Below are 15,935 nucleotides of genomic sequence, written 5' to 3'. Positions count from 1 at the left end.
AGGAGATGGACTGAACATGTCGGAGGACAACGGCCACGAGAACTCGGTGGGCGGACCGGTGGACAAGGTCGCCGACATCGCCTCCGGGATCGGCGAGTACATCCGCCAGCAGCGCAGCAACGCCAAGATCTCCTTGCGGCAGCTGGCAAAGCTCGCGGGAGTGTCCAATCCGTACCTGAGCCAGATCGAGCGCGGGGTGCGCAAGCCCAGCGCGGAGATCCTGCAGCAGATCGCCAAGGGGCTGCGGATTTCCGCGGAAGCGCTCTACGTGCAGGCCGGAATTCTCGACCTGCCCAACGGCGGACCGGTGACCGACGCGATTCGCGCGGACGCCGAGCTCACCGAGCGGCAGAAGCAGGTCCTGCTCGACGTGTACGAGTCGTTCCGCCGGGAGAACGCGGCGGCGGGCGGCGACCGGGGACCAACCACAGACATCGCCAAGGAGTGAGCAGAATGCCCAGCACCAAGAACGCCATCGAACAGCTTCGTACTCCGCTGCTGGCCGCACTGGGCGCCGGCAACCTGGCCGGCCAAGCCGTCGTCGACGCCGTGGGCAAGGCCCGCGAGCGGGTCGTCGAGGGCAGCGAGGCCGCGCGGAAGAACATCGAGGAGCTGCCGACCGAGGTGACCACCCTGCGCGAGAAGCTCGACCCGGTCGAGCTCCGCAAGCTCATCGACGACTACACCGAGGCCGCGCTGAAGCTCTACAACAAGCTGGCCGAGACCGGTGAGCAGGCGTGGGACAAGTTCCTGGCCGAGCCGCGGGTGAAGGGCGTCGTCGAGCAGGTCGAGGAGGCGCTGGCCACGGCGCAGGGCCGGGTCGGCGAGGTGAGCACCGAGGCGCGCGAGAAGGTCGAAGAGGTGCTCGGCCTGGTCGCGAAGCGGACCCGCGCCAGCGGCGAGAAGGTCGCCGAGGCCGCGGACGAGGTCGCGGACAAGATCGAGGACGAGGTCCAGGAGGAGCAGGCCAAGCCGGCCGCCGCCAAGACCACCACGGCGAAGGCGCCGGTCGCCCGCCGGAACAGCACGCCGGCCAAGCGCCCGGCGAACGCGACCACGCCGAAGACCACGAAGTAACCAGTCAGTGCGAACAGTTGTCCGCCCCCGGGGCGGGGCGGACAACTGTTCGACCCGGGACAGGGCGACGAAGGTCCGAGCGGGGTTGGCGCGAACAACGGTCCGCCCCGGTGGGTCGGACCGGACCCGGGATAGGGCGACGAAGGTCCGAGCCGGGTTGGCGCGAACAACGGTCCGCCCCGGTGGGTCGGACCCGACCGGGACAGGGCGACGAAGGTCCGAGCCGGTTCGTGCGAGTATCGGCTGCACCGGCTGGGGGGCGACCAAGGCCTGACCCGGTTAAGTCGACCAAGGGCCCCGGGCCGGTTGGTGTGAATACCAACTGCGTCGGTTAGGGCCAGTCAAGCGCGCGAACAACGGTCCGGTCTCTCGATGACCGGGCCGTTTTCGTGTTTCGCGGCTCTTCCCGAGGGGGCGTCGTTCCCCGCTGGCGCCGATCGGGGCGGCCGTGCTCGTGCGGCAGGGCCTCTCGCGCGTGCGAGCGGGTTCCGTGGGCGCGGGCCGGTGGCGGTGACGTGAGGGGGCCGAGCGTGCTGGTGCGTGCCGGGCCGGTGGCGGCCATGCGACCAGGGCCGGGTGCGGCGCGGCGGATCGCGCCGGGTGCGGCCCGGCGGGGAGCGGCCAGGCGCGGCCAGGCCGGGAGCGGGCCGAGCGTGCCGGGTGTGGCTGGCGAGGAGCGGCCGGCGAGAACCCGCCACCGGTGACGGGGCTGCGTCTTCATGGCATTCTGGACAGAGGGAATCCAACGGCAGGGGCGAAGGGACGTAGGCTGGGACGGTGCCGAACATCGCGTTCTGGATCATGCAGGTCATCGGCTGGGTCGGCACCCTGGCGGGTATCGGCGCGTTCATCCACGCCCTGCTGCAGCGCTCGGACGCCTACCAAGCCGCCGACCGCAAGACCAAACCCATCTGGCTGGCCATCACCGGCGCCGGCACGGTGGCCATGGGCCTGTTCCGCTTCGGGAGCGTCGGCAGCCTCTTCTGGATCGCCGGCCTGGTCGCCGTGCTCGTCTACCTCGTCGACGTCCGGCCGCGGCTCATCGAGGTCCAGCGCGGCGGCAAGAACTGGTAGACCCGGCCGGGTCTACCGGCCTCGTCGGGGACCGGGCGCCGCGGTACGCGCACGCGATTCCCTATCCTTGCCGGGGTGAGGACCTGGACCATCGCCGGCACGCTGGACGTCCAGCCGGCCACCGAACGCACCGACCTGCTGGCCGAGCCCGTCGCGAAGGCGCTCGCCTCCCTGGACGACACCCAGATCGGCGTTGTCGCGATCGACCCGGATCTGGCCGACACCGCCGCCTTCTGCGAGGCGTACGGCTCGCCCCTCGAGGCGTCCGCCAACTGCGTCGTCGTCGCCGGGAAGCGGGCCGGTGAAGTCCGCTACGCGGCCGCGCTCGTGCTCGCCACCACCCGCGCCGACGTCAACGGCGTCATCAAGCGCCGCCTCGACGTGCGGAAGGCCTCGTTCGCCCCGATGGACGACGCCGTCGAGCTCACCGGCATGGCCTACGGCGGCATCACACCCGTCGGATTGCCCGCGGACTGGCCCATCCTCGTCGACAAGGCCGTCGCCGACTCGCCGGAACTGGTCATCGGCAGCGGCATCCGCGGCGGCAAACTCCTGGTCACCGGCGAGCTCCTCGCGAACCTGCCCGGCGCCGAGGTGATCGAGGACCTGGCTAAACCGGTCGCGTAGACAACCCGGCCCGGCGCGACAGGGCCAGGCCCCGCGGCACGGCGAACCGCTCCAGCAGGGCGAACACGCCCTCGCACGCCAGCGCCAAGACGATCACCGCGAGCCCGCCCGCCAGGATCTCGCCGTAGCCGCCCGCGCCCTGCGCGAACCCGTCCACGATGAAGCGGCCCAGCCCGCCACCGTCGTTGACGATCGCGCCGATCGCGACCGTCGCCACGAGCTGCAGGAACGCCACCCGCGCGCCCGCCAGCACCACCGGCAACGCCAGCGGCAGCTCGATGCGCAGCATGACCTGGCCCTCGGTGTGCCCGATGCCGCGGGCCGCGTCCACGGCCTCCGGCTCGACCGAAACCACGCCCGCGTACGTGTTGGTGAACAGCGGCGGCAGGGCCAGCGCGACCAGCGCGAAGAGCAACGGCCAGAACGACGTGTCGAACTCCCAGCGGCTCGCCAGGTACCAGAACAGGATGATGAGCCCGAAGCTCGGGATGGCGCGCCCGATGTTGACCGCGCTGCCGGCCAGGAACGCCCCGCGCCGGTGATGGGCGAGCACCAGCGCGGGCGGGACCGCCAGCGCGGCCGCGATGACCAGCGACAACGCCGAAAAGCCCAGGTGCTCGAGCGTGCGGTAGGGGATGCCGGCGGGGTCGGTCCAGCTCCAGCGGTTCGGTTGGCCCAGCCAGTCCAGGGCCTGGTCGATGGCGTTCACGCGCGGGCCGCCTTCCGTGTGGGCGGGTGGGGCCTCGTGGTGGCGCCGGTCCGGCTCCGGCGGGCCGGCCGGCCGTGGTCGATGGCGTTCACGCCCGCCCCGCCTTCCGGGCCCAGGGCGCCAGCGCCCGCTCGCTCAGCCAGAGCAGCGCGTCCACCAGCACGGCCAGCACGATGGACAACCCGATCCCGACGATGATCGCCGTCGGGTTGGGGGTGGTCGTCTGGATGCCCTGCCGGATGAAGAAGCCCAGGCCGCCCATGCCGAGCATCGCGGTGACCGTGACCAGCCCGATCGTCGTGACCGCCGCCACCCGCAGCCCGGCGATCACCACCGGCAGCGCGAGCGGGAGCTCGACCTGCAACAACAGCCGCAGCCGGGTGAAGCCCATCCCGATCGCGGCCTCCCGCACCTCCGCGGGCACCTGCTGGATCCCGGTGACGATGTTGCGCAGCAGGATCAGCAGCGTGTACGTCGCCAGCGGGATGACCGCCGTGGTGAACGACAGCCCGAAGAACGGCACCAGCAGCGCGAACGCGCCCAGGCTCGGAATGACGTACAGCGCACCAGCCGTGCCCAGCGCGACCGCGTAGAACCACCGCCACCGCAGCGACAGCACGGCCAACGCGACGGACACCACCAGCCCGATCGCGAGCGCCGCGGTCGTCAGCGCCAGGTGCTCACCCAGGCGCTGCACGATCTCGTCCGCGTTGCGCTCCACCCAGCGCCACTCGAACAGCGGCCGGTCGCTCGCGGCCAGCACGTACTCGCTCACCGGGCGAGCATACGGGCGGTGACCGACACTGTCCGGGAGCCGATCCCACGATGTGGTTTCTGTCGGTGGTCGCGGATAAGGTCGCCACGTTGCACAGCACTGGGAGGGTGAACAGGTATGCGATGGACGACGAGCCTGCGGGCGGCGGGGGTGCTCGCGGTAGCGGTCCTCGGTTTGACGGCCTGTGGCGGCGGGAACGACGGCGGCGGCTCGGCCGCACCGGGCAAGGGCGGTGCGCCGATCGTGGTGGCGTCCTTCAACTTCACCGACAGCCAGATCCTGGCCGAGGTGTACTCGCAGGCGCTGGAGGCGAAGGGCTACCCGGTCCAGCGGAAGTTCAACATCGGCTCGCGCGAGCTCGTGTACCCGTCGCTGAAGTCGGGTGAGCTGCAGTTCATCCCCGAGTACCAGGGCGCGGCGATCAGCTCCGGCTTCAACGAGCAGGCGCCGACGGACGCCGCGTCCGAGCACGCCAAGCTCGCCGAGCTGTTCAAGCCGTCCGGCGTCGGCCTGCTCGACTACGCCCCGGCGGAGAACAAGAACACCTACGTCGTGAAGTCCGACCTGGCGCAGCAGCAGGGGCTGAAGACGATCAGCGACCTGAAGAAGCTGGACAAGGTCGTCCTTGGCGGCCCGCCGGAGTGCGGCACCCGCGCCAACTGCTTCGTCGGCTTCCGTGACGTCTACAAGCTGAACGTCACGTTCTCGAGCATCCAGGAGTCCGGCCCGCGGGTCGAGCAGTTGCGCTCCGGTGCGGTCACGGTCATCCCGCTCGACTCGGTGAACCCGCTGGTCGGCAGCTCCGACTTCACCGCGCTGGAGGACGACCAGCACATCGTGGCCACCGAGAACATCGTGCCGGCGGTCAACCAGAAGGTGCTCGACGAGCGCGGCCCGGACTTCGCCGCGGCCGTCAACGCGGTGAGCGCCAAGCTGACCACCGACCAGCTGCGCGAGCTGAACAAGCAGGTGGACGAGGACGGCGACCAGGTGGCCGACGTGGCGAAGGACTGGCTGTCCCAGCAGGGACTCCGCTGATCGCTAGAGTCGCGGGCGACGGGACTTCGAGCAACGAGGAGGTCGCTATGGCGAAGGTCACCGCCAGTGCGGAACGGACGATCGACGCGCCGGCCAAGACGGTCCGGACGCTGGTCGCGGACTACGCCGAGACCAGGCCGAAGATCCTGACCGAGCACTACCGCGACTACGAGGTGGTCGAGGGCGGGACCGGCGCCGGCACGAAGGCGAAGTGGAAGCTGCAGGCCACCTCGAAGAGGGTGCGGGACGTCGCGGCGAGTGTGTCCGAGCCGGAAGCGGGCACCCTCGTCGAGACCGACGCCAACTCCAGCATGGTCACGACCTGGACGGTGCGGCCCGCGGGCGAGCGCAGCGTCGTCCGGGTCGAGACCAGCTGGGAGGGCGCCGGCGGCATCGGCGGCTTCTTCGAGAAGACCTTCGCGCCGGCCGGGCTCCGCCGGATCTACGACGGTGTCCTGGGCAAGCTCGCCGAGCTGGTGTGAGGCTGTCACCTCAGCCGAAAGCGGAATCGGCGCCCCGGTTAGTGCGTTGGAGCCGGTGGAACACATCCACGACCCCAGGAGCACATCGTGACGACCGCCACCGAGATCCGGCTCGCCTCCCGTCCGCACGGCACGCCCACGCTGGACAACTTCGACATCGTCGACGTCGAGGTGCCGCGCCCCGGCGAGGGCCAGGCGCTGGTCCGCAACCTGGAGATCAGCGTCGACCCGTACATGCGCGGCCGGATGAGCTCGGCCAAGTCGTACGCGGCGCCGTACGAGGTCGGCAAGGTGATGCTCGGCGGCGCGGTCGGCGAGGTCGTCGAGTCCAACACGGACGCGTTCGCGCCGGGCGACCTGGTGCTGCACGGCTTCGGCTGGCGGTCGCACGCCGTCGTGCGCCCGGACCAGGCGTCGAAGATCGACGCGGGCGCCGCGCCGCGGGAGGCCTACCTCGGTGTGCTGGGCATGACCGGGCTGACCGCGTACGCCGGCCTGACCGAGATCGCGCGCTTCCGGCCCGGTGACACGGTGTTCGTGTCCGGGGCGGCCGGCGCCGTGGGCTCGGTCGTCGGCCAGCTGGCGAAGCTCAAGGGCGCGAAGCGGGTCATCGGCAGCGCGGGATCGGCCGGGAAGGTCCGGCACCTGGTCGAGGACCTCGGGTTCGACGCCGCGTTCAACTACAAGGACGCACCGGTCGCGAAGCAGCTCGAAGAGGCCGCGCCGGAGGGCATCGACGTCTACTTCGACAACGTCGGCGGCGAGCACCTGGAAGCCGCGATCAACTCGGCCAACGTGCACGCCCGCTTCGCCGTCTGCGGCATGATCTCGGTCTACAACCTGACCGAACCGCCGGCCGCGCCCCGCAACCTGATGCAGATCGTCGGCAAGCGGCTCGACATCCGCGGGTTCCTGGTGGGCGACCACTACGACCTGCAGGCGAAGTTCCTCGAGGAGGTCGCGCCGCTGGTCCGCTCCGGCGAGCTCAAGCACGAGGAGACGATCGTCGAGGGGCTGCGGAACGCGCCGCAGGCCTTCCTCGACCTGCTGGCGGGCGCGAACACCGGCAAGATGCTCGTCCGCCTCTGAGGACGACGTACGGCCGGTGACGTACCGCCGGGAGACGACTCCGGGCGGACGTAATCCCGCCCGGCCCGGCCGAGGATCGGCGGTATGACCGCACTCCTGGACACCCGGCGCATCTGGGCCCGGGGCAGAACCGTCGACAAGGCCGCCTACGTGGTCGCCGCCGTCCTGTTCACCAGCGGACTCGTGCACCTGGTGATCCTCGTGGCGAGCGGCACCACGTGGGAGGGCCCGCTGTCCTACCGCAAGGCCATGACGTTCGGCCTGTCCTTCGGGCTGACCCTGGCCGGTCTCGCGTGGGCCACGTCCTTCCTGACCATCCGCCGCCGCACCGCGCTGCTCGGCGCGTTCACCGCCGTCAGCGTCGTCGAGGTCGCCCTGGTGACCCTGCAGGTCTGGCGCCGGGTGCCGTCGCACTTCAACTTCGAGACCGGCTTCGACACGGTCGTCTCGTACACGCTCGCCGCGGGCGGCGGGGTCATCATCGTGACCGTGCTGGGCTTCGCCGTGGCCGCCTGGCGCACCACCACCCTCAGCCCGAGCATGACGCTGGCCCTGCGGTTCGGGTTCGTCGTGCTGTTCGCGGCGATGGTCGTGGGCGCGATCATGGTCGCCGACGGCGTCACGCTGGCCCGTGGCGGGCAACCGCAGCTCGCCTACACGACCGCGGGCTCGCTCAAACCGGTGCACGCCGTCGCCCTGCACGCGATCCTCGTGATGCCGGCGCTGGCCTGGCTGCTCAGGTACACGTCATGGCCGGAACGCCGCCGCACCAGGACGATCCAGGCCGCGGCGGTCGTCTACACCCTGCTGATCGCCGGCGCGATCATCGTCAGCTAGAACACCACCGTGCGGTTGCCGTGCACCAGGACCCGGCTCTCCAGGTGCCACCGCAGGCCCCGCGCCAGCGTCACCTTCTCGATGTCGCGGCCCTTGCGCACCAGGTCCGGCACGGTGTCGCCGTGGTCGACGCGGATCACGTCCTGCTCGATGATCGGCCCGGCGTCCAGGTCGGCGGTCACGTAGTGGCACGTCGCGCCGACCAGCTTCACCCCGCGCCGGTGCGCCTGGTGGTACGGCCGGGCGCCGATGAACGACGGCAGGAAGCTGTGGTGGATGTTGATGGCCCGCCCGGCCCACGCCCGGCACAGCTCGGGCGGCAGGATCTGCATGAACCGCGCCAGGACGACGGCGTGCGGGTCGTGCTCGTCGACCAGCTTGCGCACTTGCGCGAACGCCTCGGCCTTGTCCCCGGCGGGGAACGGCACGTGGTGGAACGGGATGCCGTGCGCGCGCGTGATGTCCGCCAGGTTGTCGTGGTTGCCGATCACCGCGCGCACGTCGACGTCCAGTTCGCCCGCGGCGACCCGGCCCAGCAGGTCGTAGAGGCAGTGCCCCTCCTTCGACACCAGGATCACCACGCGGCGCCGCTCGGCGGTGTCCTCGACGCGCCAGTTCGACTCGGCCGACAGCGAGGACGCGATCTCGGCGAAGCGCGCGCGCAGTTCGTCCACACCGAAGGGCAGCGAGTCCGCCCGGACTTCCTGGCGGGTGAAGAACCAGCCGGTGTCCGGATCGGTGTGGTAGGCGGCCTCGACGATCCACCCGCCGGCGTCGGCGAGGAAGGACGCGACACGCGCGACGATGCCGGTGCGGTCGGGGCAGCCGAAGGTGATCACATAACGTCGTTCGGACACGGCCCCATCTTCCCCGCCGCACCGGCTCAGGGTGCGGCCAGGGGCTCCAGGAGACGCAGGTCACCACTGACCGACGCGTGGCTGGGCCGCCCCCACACCCGCCGGTACACCGCGTCGGCGGTGCCCGCGACGGTCACACCGGCGTCGAACGCGGCCGTCACCGGGTCGATCGTCGCCGGCTGACCGGGGTGCAGCACGACCCGCCACATGCGCCCGGCGTCGGCGGCGTGCACCAGCACCGAGCCGGAGACCGCGAACTGGTCCCACTTCACCCGCGTGGGCAGCATCCAGGCGATCAGCTCGTCGATGCCGTCGGCGGCGAACTCCGGGTCGAACACCAGCGACGGGATCGCCGACGGGTCGCCGCTGCCGGCCAGGGCGTGCTCGGCGTCGAGCCGGTGGATCGCCGCCTCGTGCGCCTGCCGCCGGGCCCAGGACCCGACGGTCTGCGCGTAGCGGGTGAACGGCAGCCACGCGGGCGTGGCCGGGTCGGCGAGCTCGGCCACCATCCCGGTCATCTGCTCGGCCGAGAAGTCCAGCAGTTCAGTCCAGTTTTCGGGCGGCTGCCCGCGCCGCACGTTCTCCCCGGTCGGGTCGGCGATCGCCGAGCGGACCCAGGAGTGGACCTTCGCCAGGTGGGCGACGAGGCGCTGGACAGTCCACTTCGGACACGTCGGCACGGGTGCCTCCGGCCCCGCCTTGACCGCCGCCGCCCACAGCTCCCGGCTCTGGTGCTCGATGATCGCGAGATACGAGGCGTGCTCCATGCCGTGAGCGTATCCGCCGCACGACCTCGATGACACCGACCACGAGCAGGCCGATGCCGAACGACAGCAGCAGGCCCTTGGCGGGCTTGCCCTCGAAGCCGGCGCCGCCGATGGCGCCGATGACCACGCTGTAGACCGCCCAGATCCCGGCCCCCAGGGCGTCGAGCGCGACGAACCGCGCCCAGGGCACGCCCATGCTGCCCGTCGCGAGCCCGCTCGCGACCCGGCCGCCGGGGAGGTACCGGCCGGCGACGATCAGCAGGCCGGTGTTGCGCTCGACCTGGCCGCGCGCCCACTCGTACCGGTCCTGATCGCCGGCTCGCAGCCACCGGGTCAGCGCCGGTGCCGCCCCGCGTCCCACCGCGTGCGACAGGCAGTCCCCGGCGAGTGCGCCGGCACCCGCGATCAGCGCCAGCAGCGCCAGCCGGGGCACGTCGGTGCCGAGCAGGACGGCGACCGCGATCACCGTCGTCTCGCTCGGCATGAACGGCAGCAACGCGTCCAGCCCCGCCACGGCGAACACGATCAGCCACAGCCAGGGCGACCCGAGCGTGCCCTGGAGCAGCTCACCGAGGTGGTTCAGGGCGTCAAGCATGGGCCGGGACCCGGGTGCACCGCACCGCGTCCTGGGCGCGCGCGGCCAGTTCGCGCCGGTTGCCGAACGGCTCGAGCGGCGGGTGCGCGGTGAGCCGGATCCTCAGGTCGCGGGCCCGCGCGACCCGGTTCAGCGACGGCAGGAGAGCGTCGTCGCCGACGAACGCCGCCACCGTGCTCGGCTGCCCGCCCTGCGAATACCCGAAGGTCACCGGCCGCACCGGCGCCCCGGCGTCGATCGCGGCCTGGAACGCGGCCCGCCGGAACGTCCCGCCCTCGCCACCGCACCAGGTCGTGCCCTCCGGGAACACCACGACGGGTTCGCCGGCGCGCAGCGCGTCCGCGAGCCCGGCGACCACCGCCGGCAGCTCACGCAGTTCGCGGCGCGCGACGAACCGGGTGCCGCAGTCCTGCGCGAGCCGCCCGATGACCGGCCACGAGCGCACCTCGCGCTTGGCGAGGAATCCCACCGGGTCGACGGCGAGGATCGCGACGATGTCCAGCCACGACACGTGGTTGGCCACGATCAGCGTCCCGGTGCCGCCCGGGACCCGCAGCAGGTCGGTGTTCGCGTCCAGGGTGACGCCGAGTGCGCCGAGGACCCCGCGGGCGTGCGGCCGCAGGTTTCCCCGCCGCACGCCGGCGAGGGCCGAGCCCAGCGCCAGCCACCGTTGCACGGTCAGCAGTGTGCCGACCGCAGGCAGCCGGTGGGTGACGCAGCGAGGGGTACAAGGTGAAGAAACGTCCCACGCGCTCATGAATCGTCCCCGAGGAAGTAGCGCCGGTAGCGCTCGTTGATCTGGTCCACCGCCAGGACGGTGAAGAAGTCGGCGACGGCGAAGTCCGGGTCGTGCGCCGGCGGGCCGCACACCCACGCGCCGAGGCGCAGGTAACCCCGCAGCAGCGGCGGCACCTGGGCGTAGCCCGGGGGCCGTTCGCCGCGGGGGAGCGGGATCCACGGCCGGTGCGGTTCGACGCGCAGTTCACCCGCCGGCTGGTGGTTGGCCTGCGCCAGCGCCCACGTCGCGGCCGCCGCGGCGCCGCCGTCGGCCAGCGACACCGACGCGCACCCGGCGAGGTAGCGGTAGCCGTGGCGCACCACGTAGCGGGCCATCGCCGCCCACATCAGGTTGATCACGCCGCCGGAGCGGTGGTCCGGGCGCACGCACGAGCGGCCGGTCTCGACCAGGAACGGCCGCAGCGGCGTCAGACCGTCCAGGTCGAACTCCGACTGTGAGTACAGCCGCGCCGAGCGGCCGGGCGGCAGCAGCCGGTAGGTGCCGACGACCTCGCCGTCGCACGACACGGCGAGGTGCTCGCACACGTCGTCGAACTCGTCGACGTCGAGCCCGCCGGTGTGCGGGGCGGCCCCGAACTCGGTGGTGAAGACACTGTGCCGCAGTTCCTGGCACGCCCGAACGATCCGCGGGTCCGTCGTGATGACGGCCTCGTACTGCTTGCTCGCCAGCGTTGTGGTCATGCGGCCGATCGTGTCGCCGCGACGGCCGCCTGAGCCAGGGACTTCCGGCAAGATCAGGGACAACCCGGGGAACGCCCGTACGTGTTGTCCCTCCGGTGGGAGTAGGGGTAGCCCTACCGCGGCGCGACCCGTTCCCACGGCACGGTCAACTCGCCGAGCCGGATCCGCCGGGGCCGGGTCAGCACCGGCCAGCCGCGCAGGGCGAGCAGGCGCACGGTCTCCAGCCAGCGGGAGCGGGCGCCGAACGCCTGGTGCGGCGCGGCCGTCGCCCAGCAGGTGTCCAAGGTGGACATCAGCTCGTGGATCCGTTCACCGTCGATGTTGCGGTGGATCAGCGCCTTCGGCAACCGCTCGGCCAAAGTGGACGGACGGTCCAGCGACTCGAGGTGGCAGGAAAGGGTCAGCGTGCGCGGCCCGTCCGCGTCGAGCGTGACCCAGGTGGACAGCCGGCCGATCTCGTCGCAGGTTCCTTCGACGAGCAGCCCGCCGGGTGCGAGCCGGTCGAGGATCAGCTTCCAGGCGCCGGCGACCTCGTCCTCGGGGTACTGGCGGAGCACGTTGAACGCCCGCACCAGGTGCGGCCGGGTGCCGGCCAGCTCGAAGCCGCCCTGCCGGAAGTCGAGGACCGGCGGTCGCGCGGCCGGCCGGGCGCCGGCGACCCGTTCCGGATCGATCTCCAGGCCGAGCACGCGCACTCGCGGGTGCACCCGGCGCAGCCGGGCGGCCAGCTCGACCGTGGTGACCGGGGACGCGCCGTACCCGAGGTCCACGACGAGCGGGTCCGGCGCGCGGCGCAGCGCGGCCGACACCTCGGGGGTGCCGGCCAGCCAGCGGTCGACGCGGCGCAGGCGGTTGGGGTTCGTGGTTCCTCGGGTCGGCGCGCCAACTAAGCGCGCGCGAGCCATTCGCGGCTGAACTGCGCTTCACGCGCGAGCAACTTGGTCAGCTCACCGGCGACGAAGCTCTCCAGCTTGCCGCCGACCAGCGGGATCTTGACCTTGACCTCGCCGTGGGTCTCCACCACGGTGCCGTCACCGGTGGGGCGGATCTCGGTGCGCGCGGTGATCTCGCCAGGCATCCCGCTCACCGTCGCCCGCGCCGTGCCCGTGTAACCGTCGCCGCTGCGTGTGAACGTGTGCTCCCGGTCGACGTAGAGGTCGCCGGGCTGGAGCTTGCGCACGATCTGCGGCAGCTTCTCCGCCTCGATGCCCTGGCGCAGCTTGTACCGCGCGCCGTTGTCGTCGGCGGAATGGCTGAGCAGGGCGCTGTTCTTGCCGCCGATCTCGGCGAGGCGGGCGTTCAGCGCCTCTTCCCCGGTCTCGGCGTGGAACACCTCGGAGACGCCGTACGCGTACTCCGCACGGTGCTCGATACGGGATGCCATGAGGCCAGACAGTACCGTTTGTCCTCGTGAGCCGTCTCGAAACACCGACCCAGACGACCCTGGCCGAACACACCACGCTGCGGCTGGGCGGGCCCGCCCGCGCGTTCGTGGTGGCCGGGACCACCGACGACCTGCTGGCCGCGGTGCGTTCGGCCGACGGCCCGACGCTGCTGCTCGGCGGCGGGTCGAACCTCGTCGTCGGCGACGACGGCTTCCCCGGCACGGTGGTCAAGATCGCGACCCGGGGCTGGCGCATCGACGGCGACGAGGTCGAGGTCGCGGCCGGGCAGAACTGGGACGAGTTCGTCGCGGCGACGATCGAGGCCGGCTTCGGCGGGCTGGAGTGCCTGTCCGGCATCCCCGGCTCGGTCGGCGCGACGCCGATCCAGAACGTCGGCGCCTACGGCTGCGAGGTCGCGGACCTGCTCACGTCCGTCGAGTGCTACGACCGGCGCACCGGCGAGGTCCGCACGATGACCGCCGCCGAACTCGGCTTCGGCTACCGCACGAGCATCCTCAAGGGCGCGGACTGGGGGATCGTCCTCAGTGTCCGCTTCGCCCTGCGCGGGGACGGGCTGTCGGCGCCGATCCGCTACGCCGAACTGGCCCGCACCCTGGGCGTCGAGCAGGGCGCGCGCGTTCCGGCGGCGCAGGCGCGCGAGGCCGTGCTGAAACTGCGCCAGGGCAAGGGCATGGTGCTCGACGCGTCCGACCACGACACGTGGAGCGCGGGTTCGTTCTTCACCAACCCGATCGTCGCGGAGATCCCGCCCGCTCTGGCCGACGTGGAGATGCCGCGGTACCCGGCCGACGGCGGCGTGAAGCTGTCCGCGGCCTGGCTGATCGAGCGGGCCGGGTTCGGCAAGGGCCACGCCGGCCCGGGCGGGCGGGTTTCCCTGTCCACCAAGCACACCCTGGCCCTGACCAACCGCGGGGGCGCCAGCACCGCCGACCTGCTGGCGCTGGCTCGCGAGGTCCGGGACGGCGTGCGCGCCCGCTTCGGCGTCACGCTCCGTCCCGAACCCCTGCTCATCAACTGCGCGTTGTAGTCACCCGGTCAGACACGGTGCGAGCGGGTGCCGTCGAGCTGCGCCCGCGGCTTCATGACGATGGTGTCCAGGTTCACGTGCGACGGCCGGGTCACGGCGAACGCGATGACGTCGGCCACGTCCTGCGCGGTCAGCGGCGTCAGGCCCTGGTAGACCTTCGCGGCGCGCTCGGTGTCGCCGTCGAAGCGGTTGGCGGAGAAGTCCGTCTCGACCATGCCCGGCACGATCTCGGTGATGCGCACCGGGTCGCCCAGGTGCTCCGACCGCAGCGTGCGGTGCAGGGCCGACTGGGCGTGCTTGGCCGAGGTGTAGCCGGAACCGCCGTCGTACACCTCGTGCCCGGCGATCGACGTGACGGTCACCACGTGCCCGTCGCCGGAGGCGATCAGCTTCGGCAGCAGCGCCTTCGTCATGCGCAGCGTCCCCAGGACGTTGACCTCCCACATCCAGCGCCAGTGGTCCTCGTCGGCGTCCTCGACGCGCTCCAGGCCGCGGGCACCGCCCGCGTTGTTCACCAGAACGTGGCAGTCTGGAACCTGCTGGACAAAAGCGGCAACCGAACCGGGGTCGGCGACGTCCAGTACGTGTGCGGTTCCGGACAACTCGGCGGCCAGCTTCTCCAGGCGGTCGAGACGGCGGGCCCCGAGCACCACGTGGAATCCGGCACCGGCCAGGGCCCGGGCGGTGGCCTCGCCGATGCCCGCGCTGGCGCCGGTGATCACTGCGGTTCGCTTGGTCGTCATACCGCACATACTCCCAGCGGGGGACACGCCCGTAACACGGCAGGGCCGGGCGCCGGTGGACGTCCGGGGGGAATACGGAGTGCGGAGGTAGCAGGGTGATCGAGAGGCGCACGGTGTTCAAGGCCGCGCTCGCCGCCGGAGCCGCGACGATGGCCGCGGCGTGCACGGGCGGCGGGGACGACGGCTCGGCGGGCACCGGCGGTGGTGGAGCGACGTCGCCGGCGCGGCCGGTGGCGGTCATCACCGCCGAGCCCGCGGTGGACGCGAAGAACGTGTCCGTGCTGCAGCCGGTCACCGTGCGGGTCGCCCAGGGCACGCTCACCGACGTCAAGCTCACCAACCCCGACGGCAAGGCGGTCGAGGGCAAGCTCAGCGACGACAAGACCAGCTGGACCAGCAGCGAGACCCTCGGCTACGACAAGACCTACACCTACAACGCGTCGGCGACGGGCACCGACGGCAAGCCGGTCACCCTGACCGGCAGCTTCACCACCCTGAAGCCGGCCTCGACCGTCCGGGTCACCCTCAACCCGGCCGACGACGCGACGGTCGGCGTCGCGATGCCGGTCAGCGTCAAGTTCACCAGCGCCGTGAAGAACAAGGCCGCGGTCGAGAAGGCGCTCAAGATCGAGACGTCGACCGAGGTCGAGGGCTCCTGGGGATGGCTGTCCGACCAGCAGGTCGACTGGCGGCCGAAGGAGTACTGGCCGGCCAACACCACCGTCAAGGTCGAGGCGAAGCTGTACGGGACGGACCTCGGCGGCGGCGCCTACCCGCGGGCCGACGTCACCACCGAGTTCAAGATCGGCCGCAACCAGGTCGTCAAGATCCACACCCCGGACCACAGGATGAACGTGTACCGGGGCGGGACCCTCGCCAAGAGCTACCCGTGCAGCAACGGCAAGGACTCGGACGTGAACCTGAACACACCCAACGGCACCTACATCATCATGACGAAGGAGCCGAGCGCGATCTTCGACAACGCGCGCTACGGCTACACCAACGTCAACAAGAAGTGGGCGTGCCGGATCTCCAACCACGGCGAGTTCATCCACGAAAACCAGGACAACGCGGCCAACATCGGCCGGGTCAACAGCTCGCACGGCTGCGTCAACCTGCTGGAAGCCGACGCGAAGGACTACTTCGACTCGGCCCTCATCGGCGACCCCGTGGAGATCACCGGGTCGAAGCTCGGGCCGGTCGTCAACTCCGACGTCATGGACTGGCTCGTCAGCTGGAGCGCCTGGCAGGCCAAGTCCGCGCTGTGACGGTCTCGCACCGCTGGGAAGATGTCGGGGGCCCGTGAGCGTTGTCGTTCACGGGCTCCGCCCTGAAGCGGACAGAGACTGACAC

The 15,935-nt window shown here is 71.5% G+C and carries 19 protein-coding genes and 1 pseudogene; 10 read left to right on the top strand and 10 right to left on the bottom strand.

Translation table 11 applies throughout. The features are described 5' to 3' along the window. The first annotated feature begins 16 nt into the window (after positions 1–16). The 4 genes from FB470_RS08890 (at position 17) to FB470_RS08875 (ending at position 2,778) form a co-directional block, all read left to right on the top strand. Entirely contained in the window at positions 17–448 is a 432-nt protein-coding gene (locus tag FB470_RS08890) for a helix-turn-helix domain-containing protein (RefSeq protein ID WP_306990321.1), read from the top strand. Between the two features lie 5 nt (positions 449–453). Then, entirely contained in the window at positions 454–1,077 is a 624-nt protein-coding gene (locus FB470_RS08885; RefSeq protein WP_306990320.1) for a hypothetical protein, read from the top strand. Between the two features lie 777 nt (positions 1,078–1,854). After that, positions 1,855–2,151 carry a DUF2516 family protein gene (locus FB470_RS08880; protein ID WP_306990319.1) on the top strand — a complete coding sequence of 99 codons (297 nt, stop codon included), beginning with the start codon at positions 1,855–1,857 and terminating at the stop codon, positions 2,149–2,151. A gap of 75 nt (positions 2,152–2,226) precedes the next feature. After that, positions 2,227–2,778: a YbaK/EbsC family protein gene (locus FB470_RS08875; RefSeq protein ID WP_306990318.1), complete on the top strand. Its 552-nt coding sequence runs from the start codon at positions 2,227–2,229 to the stop codon at positions 2,776–2,778. Here FB470_RS08875 and FB470_RS08870 read toward each other — a convergent pair. Further along, positions 2,762–3,487, bottom strand: coding sequence for an ABC transporter permease (locus tag FB470_RS08870; protein ID WP_306990317.1), 726 nt, complete (start codon positions 3,485–3,487; stop codon positions 2,762–2,764). The two genes, FB470_RS08875 and FB470_RS08870, sit on opposite strands and share 17 nt — an antisense overlap. Positions 3,488–3,575: 88 nt before the next feature. Next, positions 3,576–4,262, bottom strand: a complete 687-nt coding sequence (locus tag FB470_RS08865) for an ABC transporter permease (RefSeq protein WP_306990316.1) — start codon at positions 4,260–4,262, stop codon at positions 3,576–3,578. Positions 4,263–4,379: 117 nt separating this feature from the next. Between FB470_RS08865 and FB470_RS08860 the strand changes: the two genes are divergently transcribed. The 4 genes from FB470_RS08860 (at position 4,380) to FB470_RS08845 (ending at position 7,708) form a co-directional block, all read left to right on the top strand. Next, entirely contained in the window at positions 4,380–5,300 is a 921-nt protein-coding gene (locus FB470_RS08860) for an ABC transporter substrate-binding protein (protein WP_306990315.1), read from the top strand. Between the two features lie 47 nt (positions 5,301–5,347). Beyond that, positions 5,348–5,782 (top strand): SRPBCC family protein, encoded by a 435-nt coding sequence (locus tag FB470_RS08855; protein WP_306990314.1) that lies wholly within the window; start codon positions 5,348–5,350, stop codon positions 5,780–5,782. An 87-nt stretch (positions 5,783–5,869) separates the two neighbouring features. Further along, a complete protein-coding gene (locus FB470_RS08850) occupies positions 5,870–6,871 on the top strand; it encodes an NADP-dependent oxidoreductase (protein ID WP_306990313.1) in 1,002 nt (333 codons plus the stop codon). 84 nt (positions 6,872–6,955) lie between these two features. Further along, positions 6,956–7,708 (top strand): hypothetical protein, encoded by a 753-nt coding sequence (locus tag FB470_RS08845; RefSeq protein WP_306990311.1) that lies wholly within the window; start codon positions 6,956–6,958, stop codon positions 7,706–7,708. Here the strand turns inward: FB470_RS08845 and purU are convergent. From purU to FB470_RS08810, 7 genes and pseudogenes are all read right to left on the bottom strand, one after another. Beyond that, positions 7,705–8,565: a formyltetrahydrofolate deformylase gene (purU, locus tag FB470_RS08840; protein WP_306990310.1), complete on the bottom strand. Its 861-nt coding sequence runs from the start codon at positions 8,563–8,565 to the stop codon at positions 7,705–7,707. The two genes, FB470_RS08845 and purU, sit on opposite strands and share 4 nt — an antisense overlap. A 26-nt stretch (positions 8,566–8,591) precedes the next feature. Then, on the bottom strand, positions 8,592–9,332 hold the full coding sequence (locus FB470_RS08835; RefSeq protein WP_306990308.1) for a maleylpyruvate isomerase family mycothiol-dependent enzyme: 741 nt from the start codon (positions 9,330–9,332) through the stop codon (positions 8,592–8,594). 172 nt (positions 9,333–9,504) lie between these two features. Further along, positions 9,505–9,816, bottom strand: a pseudogene (locus FB470_RS08830) (VTT domain-containing protein); the annotation flags it as partial. A gap of 103 nt (positions 9,817–9,919) precedes the next feature. Then, the gene (locus tag FB470_RS08825; protein ID WP_306990307.1) at positions 9,920–10,603 is read right to left on the bottom strand and encodes a lysophospholipid acyltransferase family protein; all 684 of its coding nucleotides are present in this window, start codon (positions 10,601–10,603) and stop codon (positions 9,920–9,922) included. Positions 10,604–10,680: 77 nt separating this feature from the next. Continuing rightward, positions 10,681–11,406, bottom strand: a complete 726-nt coding sequence (locus FB470_RS08820; protein WP_306990306.1) for a GNAT family N-acetyltransferase — start codon at positions 11,404–11,406, stop codon at positions 10,681–10,683. A 113-nt stretch (positions 11,407–11,519) separates the two neighbouring features. Continuing rightward, the gene (locus FB470_RS08815) at positions 11,520–12,311 is read right to left on the bottom strand and encodes a class I SAM-dependent methyltransferase (protein WP_306990304.1); all 792 of its coding nucleotides are present in this window, start codon (positions 12,309–12,311) and stop codon (positions 11,520–11,522) included. Then, positions 12,293–12,790, bottom strand: coding sequence for a DUF2505 domain-containing protein (locus FB470_RS08810; protein ID WP_306990303.1), 498 nt, complete (start codon positions 12,788–12,790; stop codon positions 12,293–12,295). Before FB470_RS08810 ends, FB470_RS08815 begins: the two co-directional genes overlap by 19 nt. Positions 12,791–12,816: 26 nt before the next feature. On the opposite strand from FB470_RS08810, the gene FB470_RS08805 reads away from it, so the two are divergent. Beyond that, on the top strand, positions 12,817–13,839 hold the full coding sequence (locus FB470_RS08805; protein ID WP_306990302.1) for a UDP-N-acetylmuramate dehydrogenase: 1,023 nt from the start codon (positions 12,817–12,819) through the stop codon (positions 13,837–13,839). 8 nt (positions 13,840–13,847) lie between these two features. Here the strand turns inward: FB470_RS08805 and FB470_RS08800 are convergent, their stop codons facing one another. Further along, positions 13,848–14,582: an SDR family oxidoreductase gene (locus FB470_RS08800; RefSeq protein WP_306990301.1), complete on the bottom strand. Its 735-nt coding sequence runs from the start codon at positions 14,580–14,582 to the stop codon at positions 13,848–13,850. 95 nt (positions 14,583–14,677) lie between these two features. Here FB470_RS08800 and FB470_RS08795 point away from each other — a divergent pair, with 95 nt between their 5' ends. Then, a complete protein-coding gene (locus tag FB470_RS08795; protein WP_306990300.1) occupies positions 14,678–15,850 on the top strand; it encodes a L,D-transpeptidase in 1,173 nt (390 codons plus the stop codon). The last annotated feature ends 85 nt before the right edge of the window (positions 15,851–15,935 follow it).

The organism is Amycolatopsis thermophila, assembly GCF_030814215.1.
GTDB classification, from domain to species: Bacteria; Actinomycetota; Actinomycetes; order Mycobacteriales; family Pseudonocardiaceae; genus Amycolatopsis_E; species Amycolatopsis_E thermophila.
The sequence above is the reverse complement of the archived record's forward strand: the minus strand, read 5'-3'. Positions and strand labels throughout refer to the sequence as shown.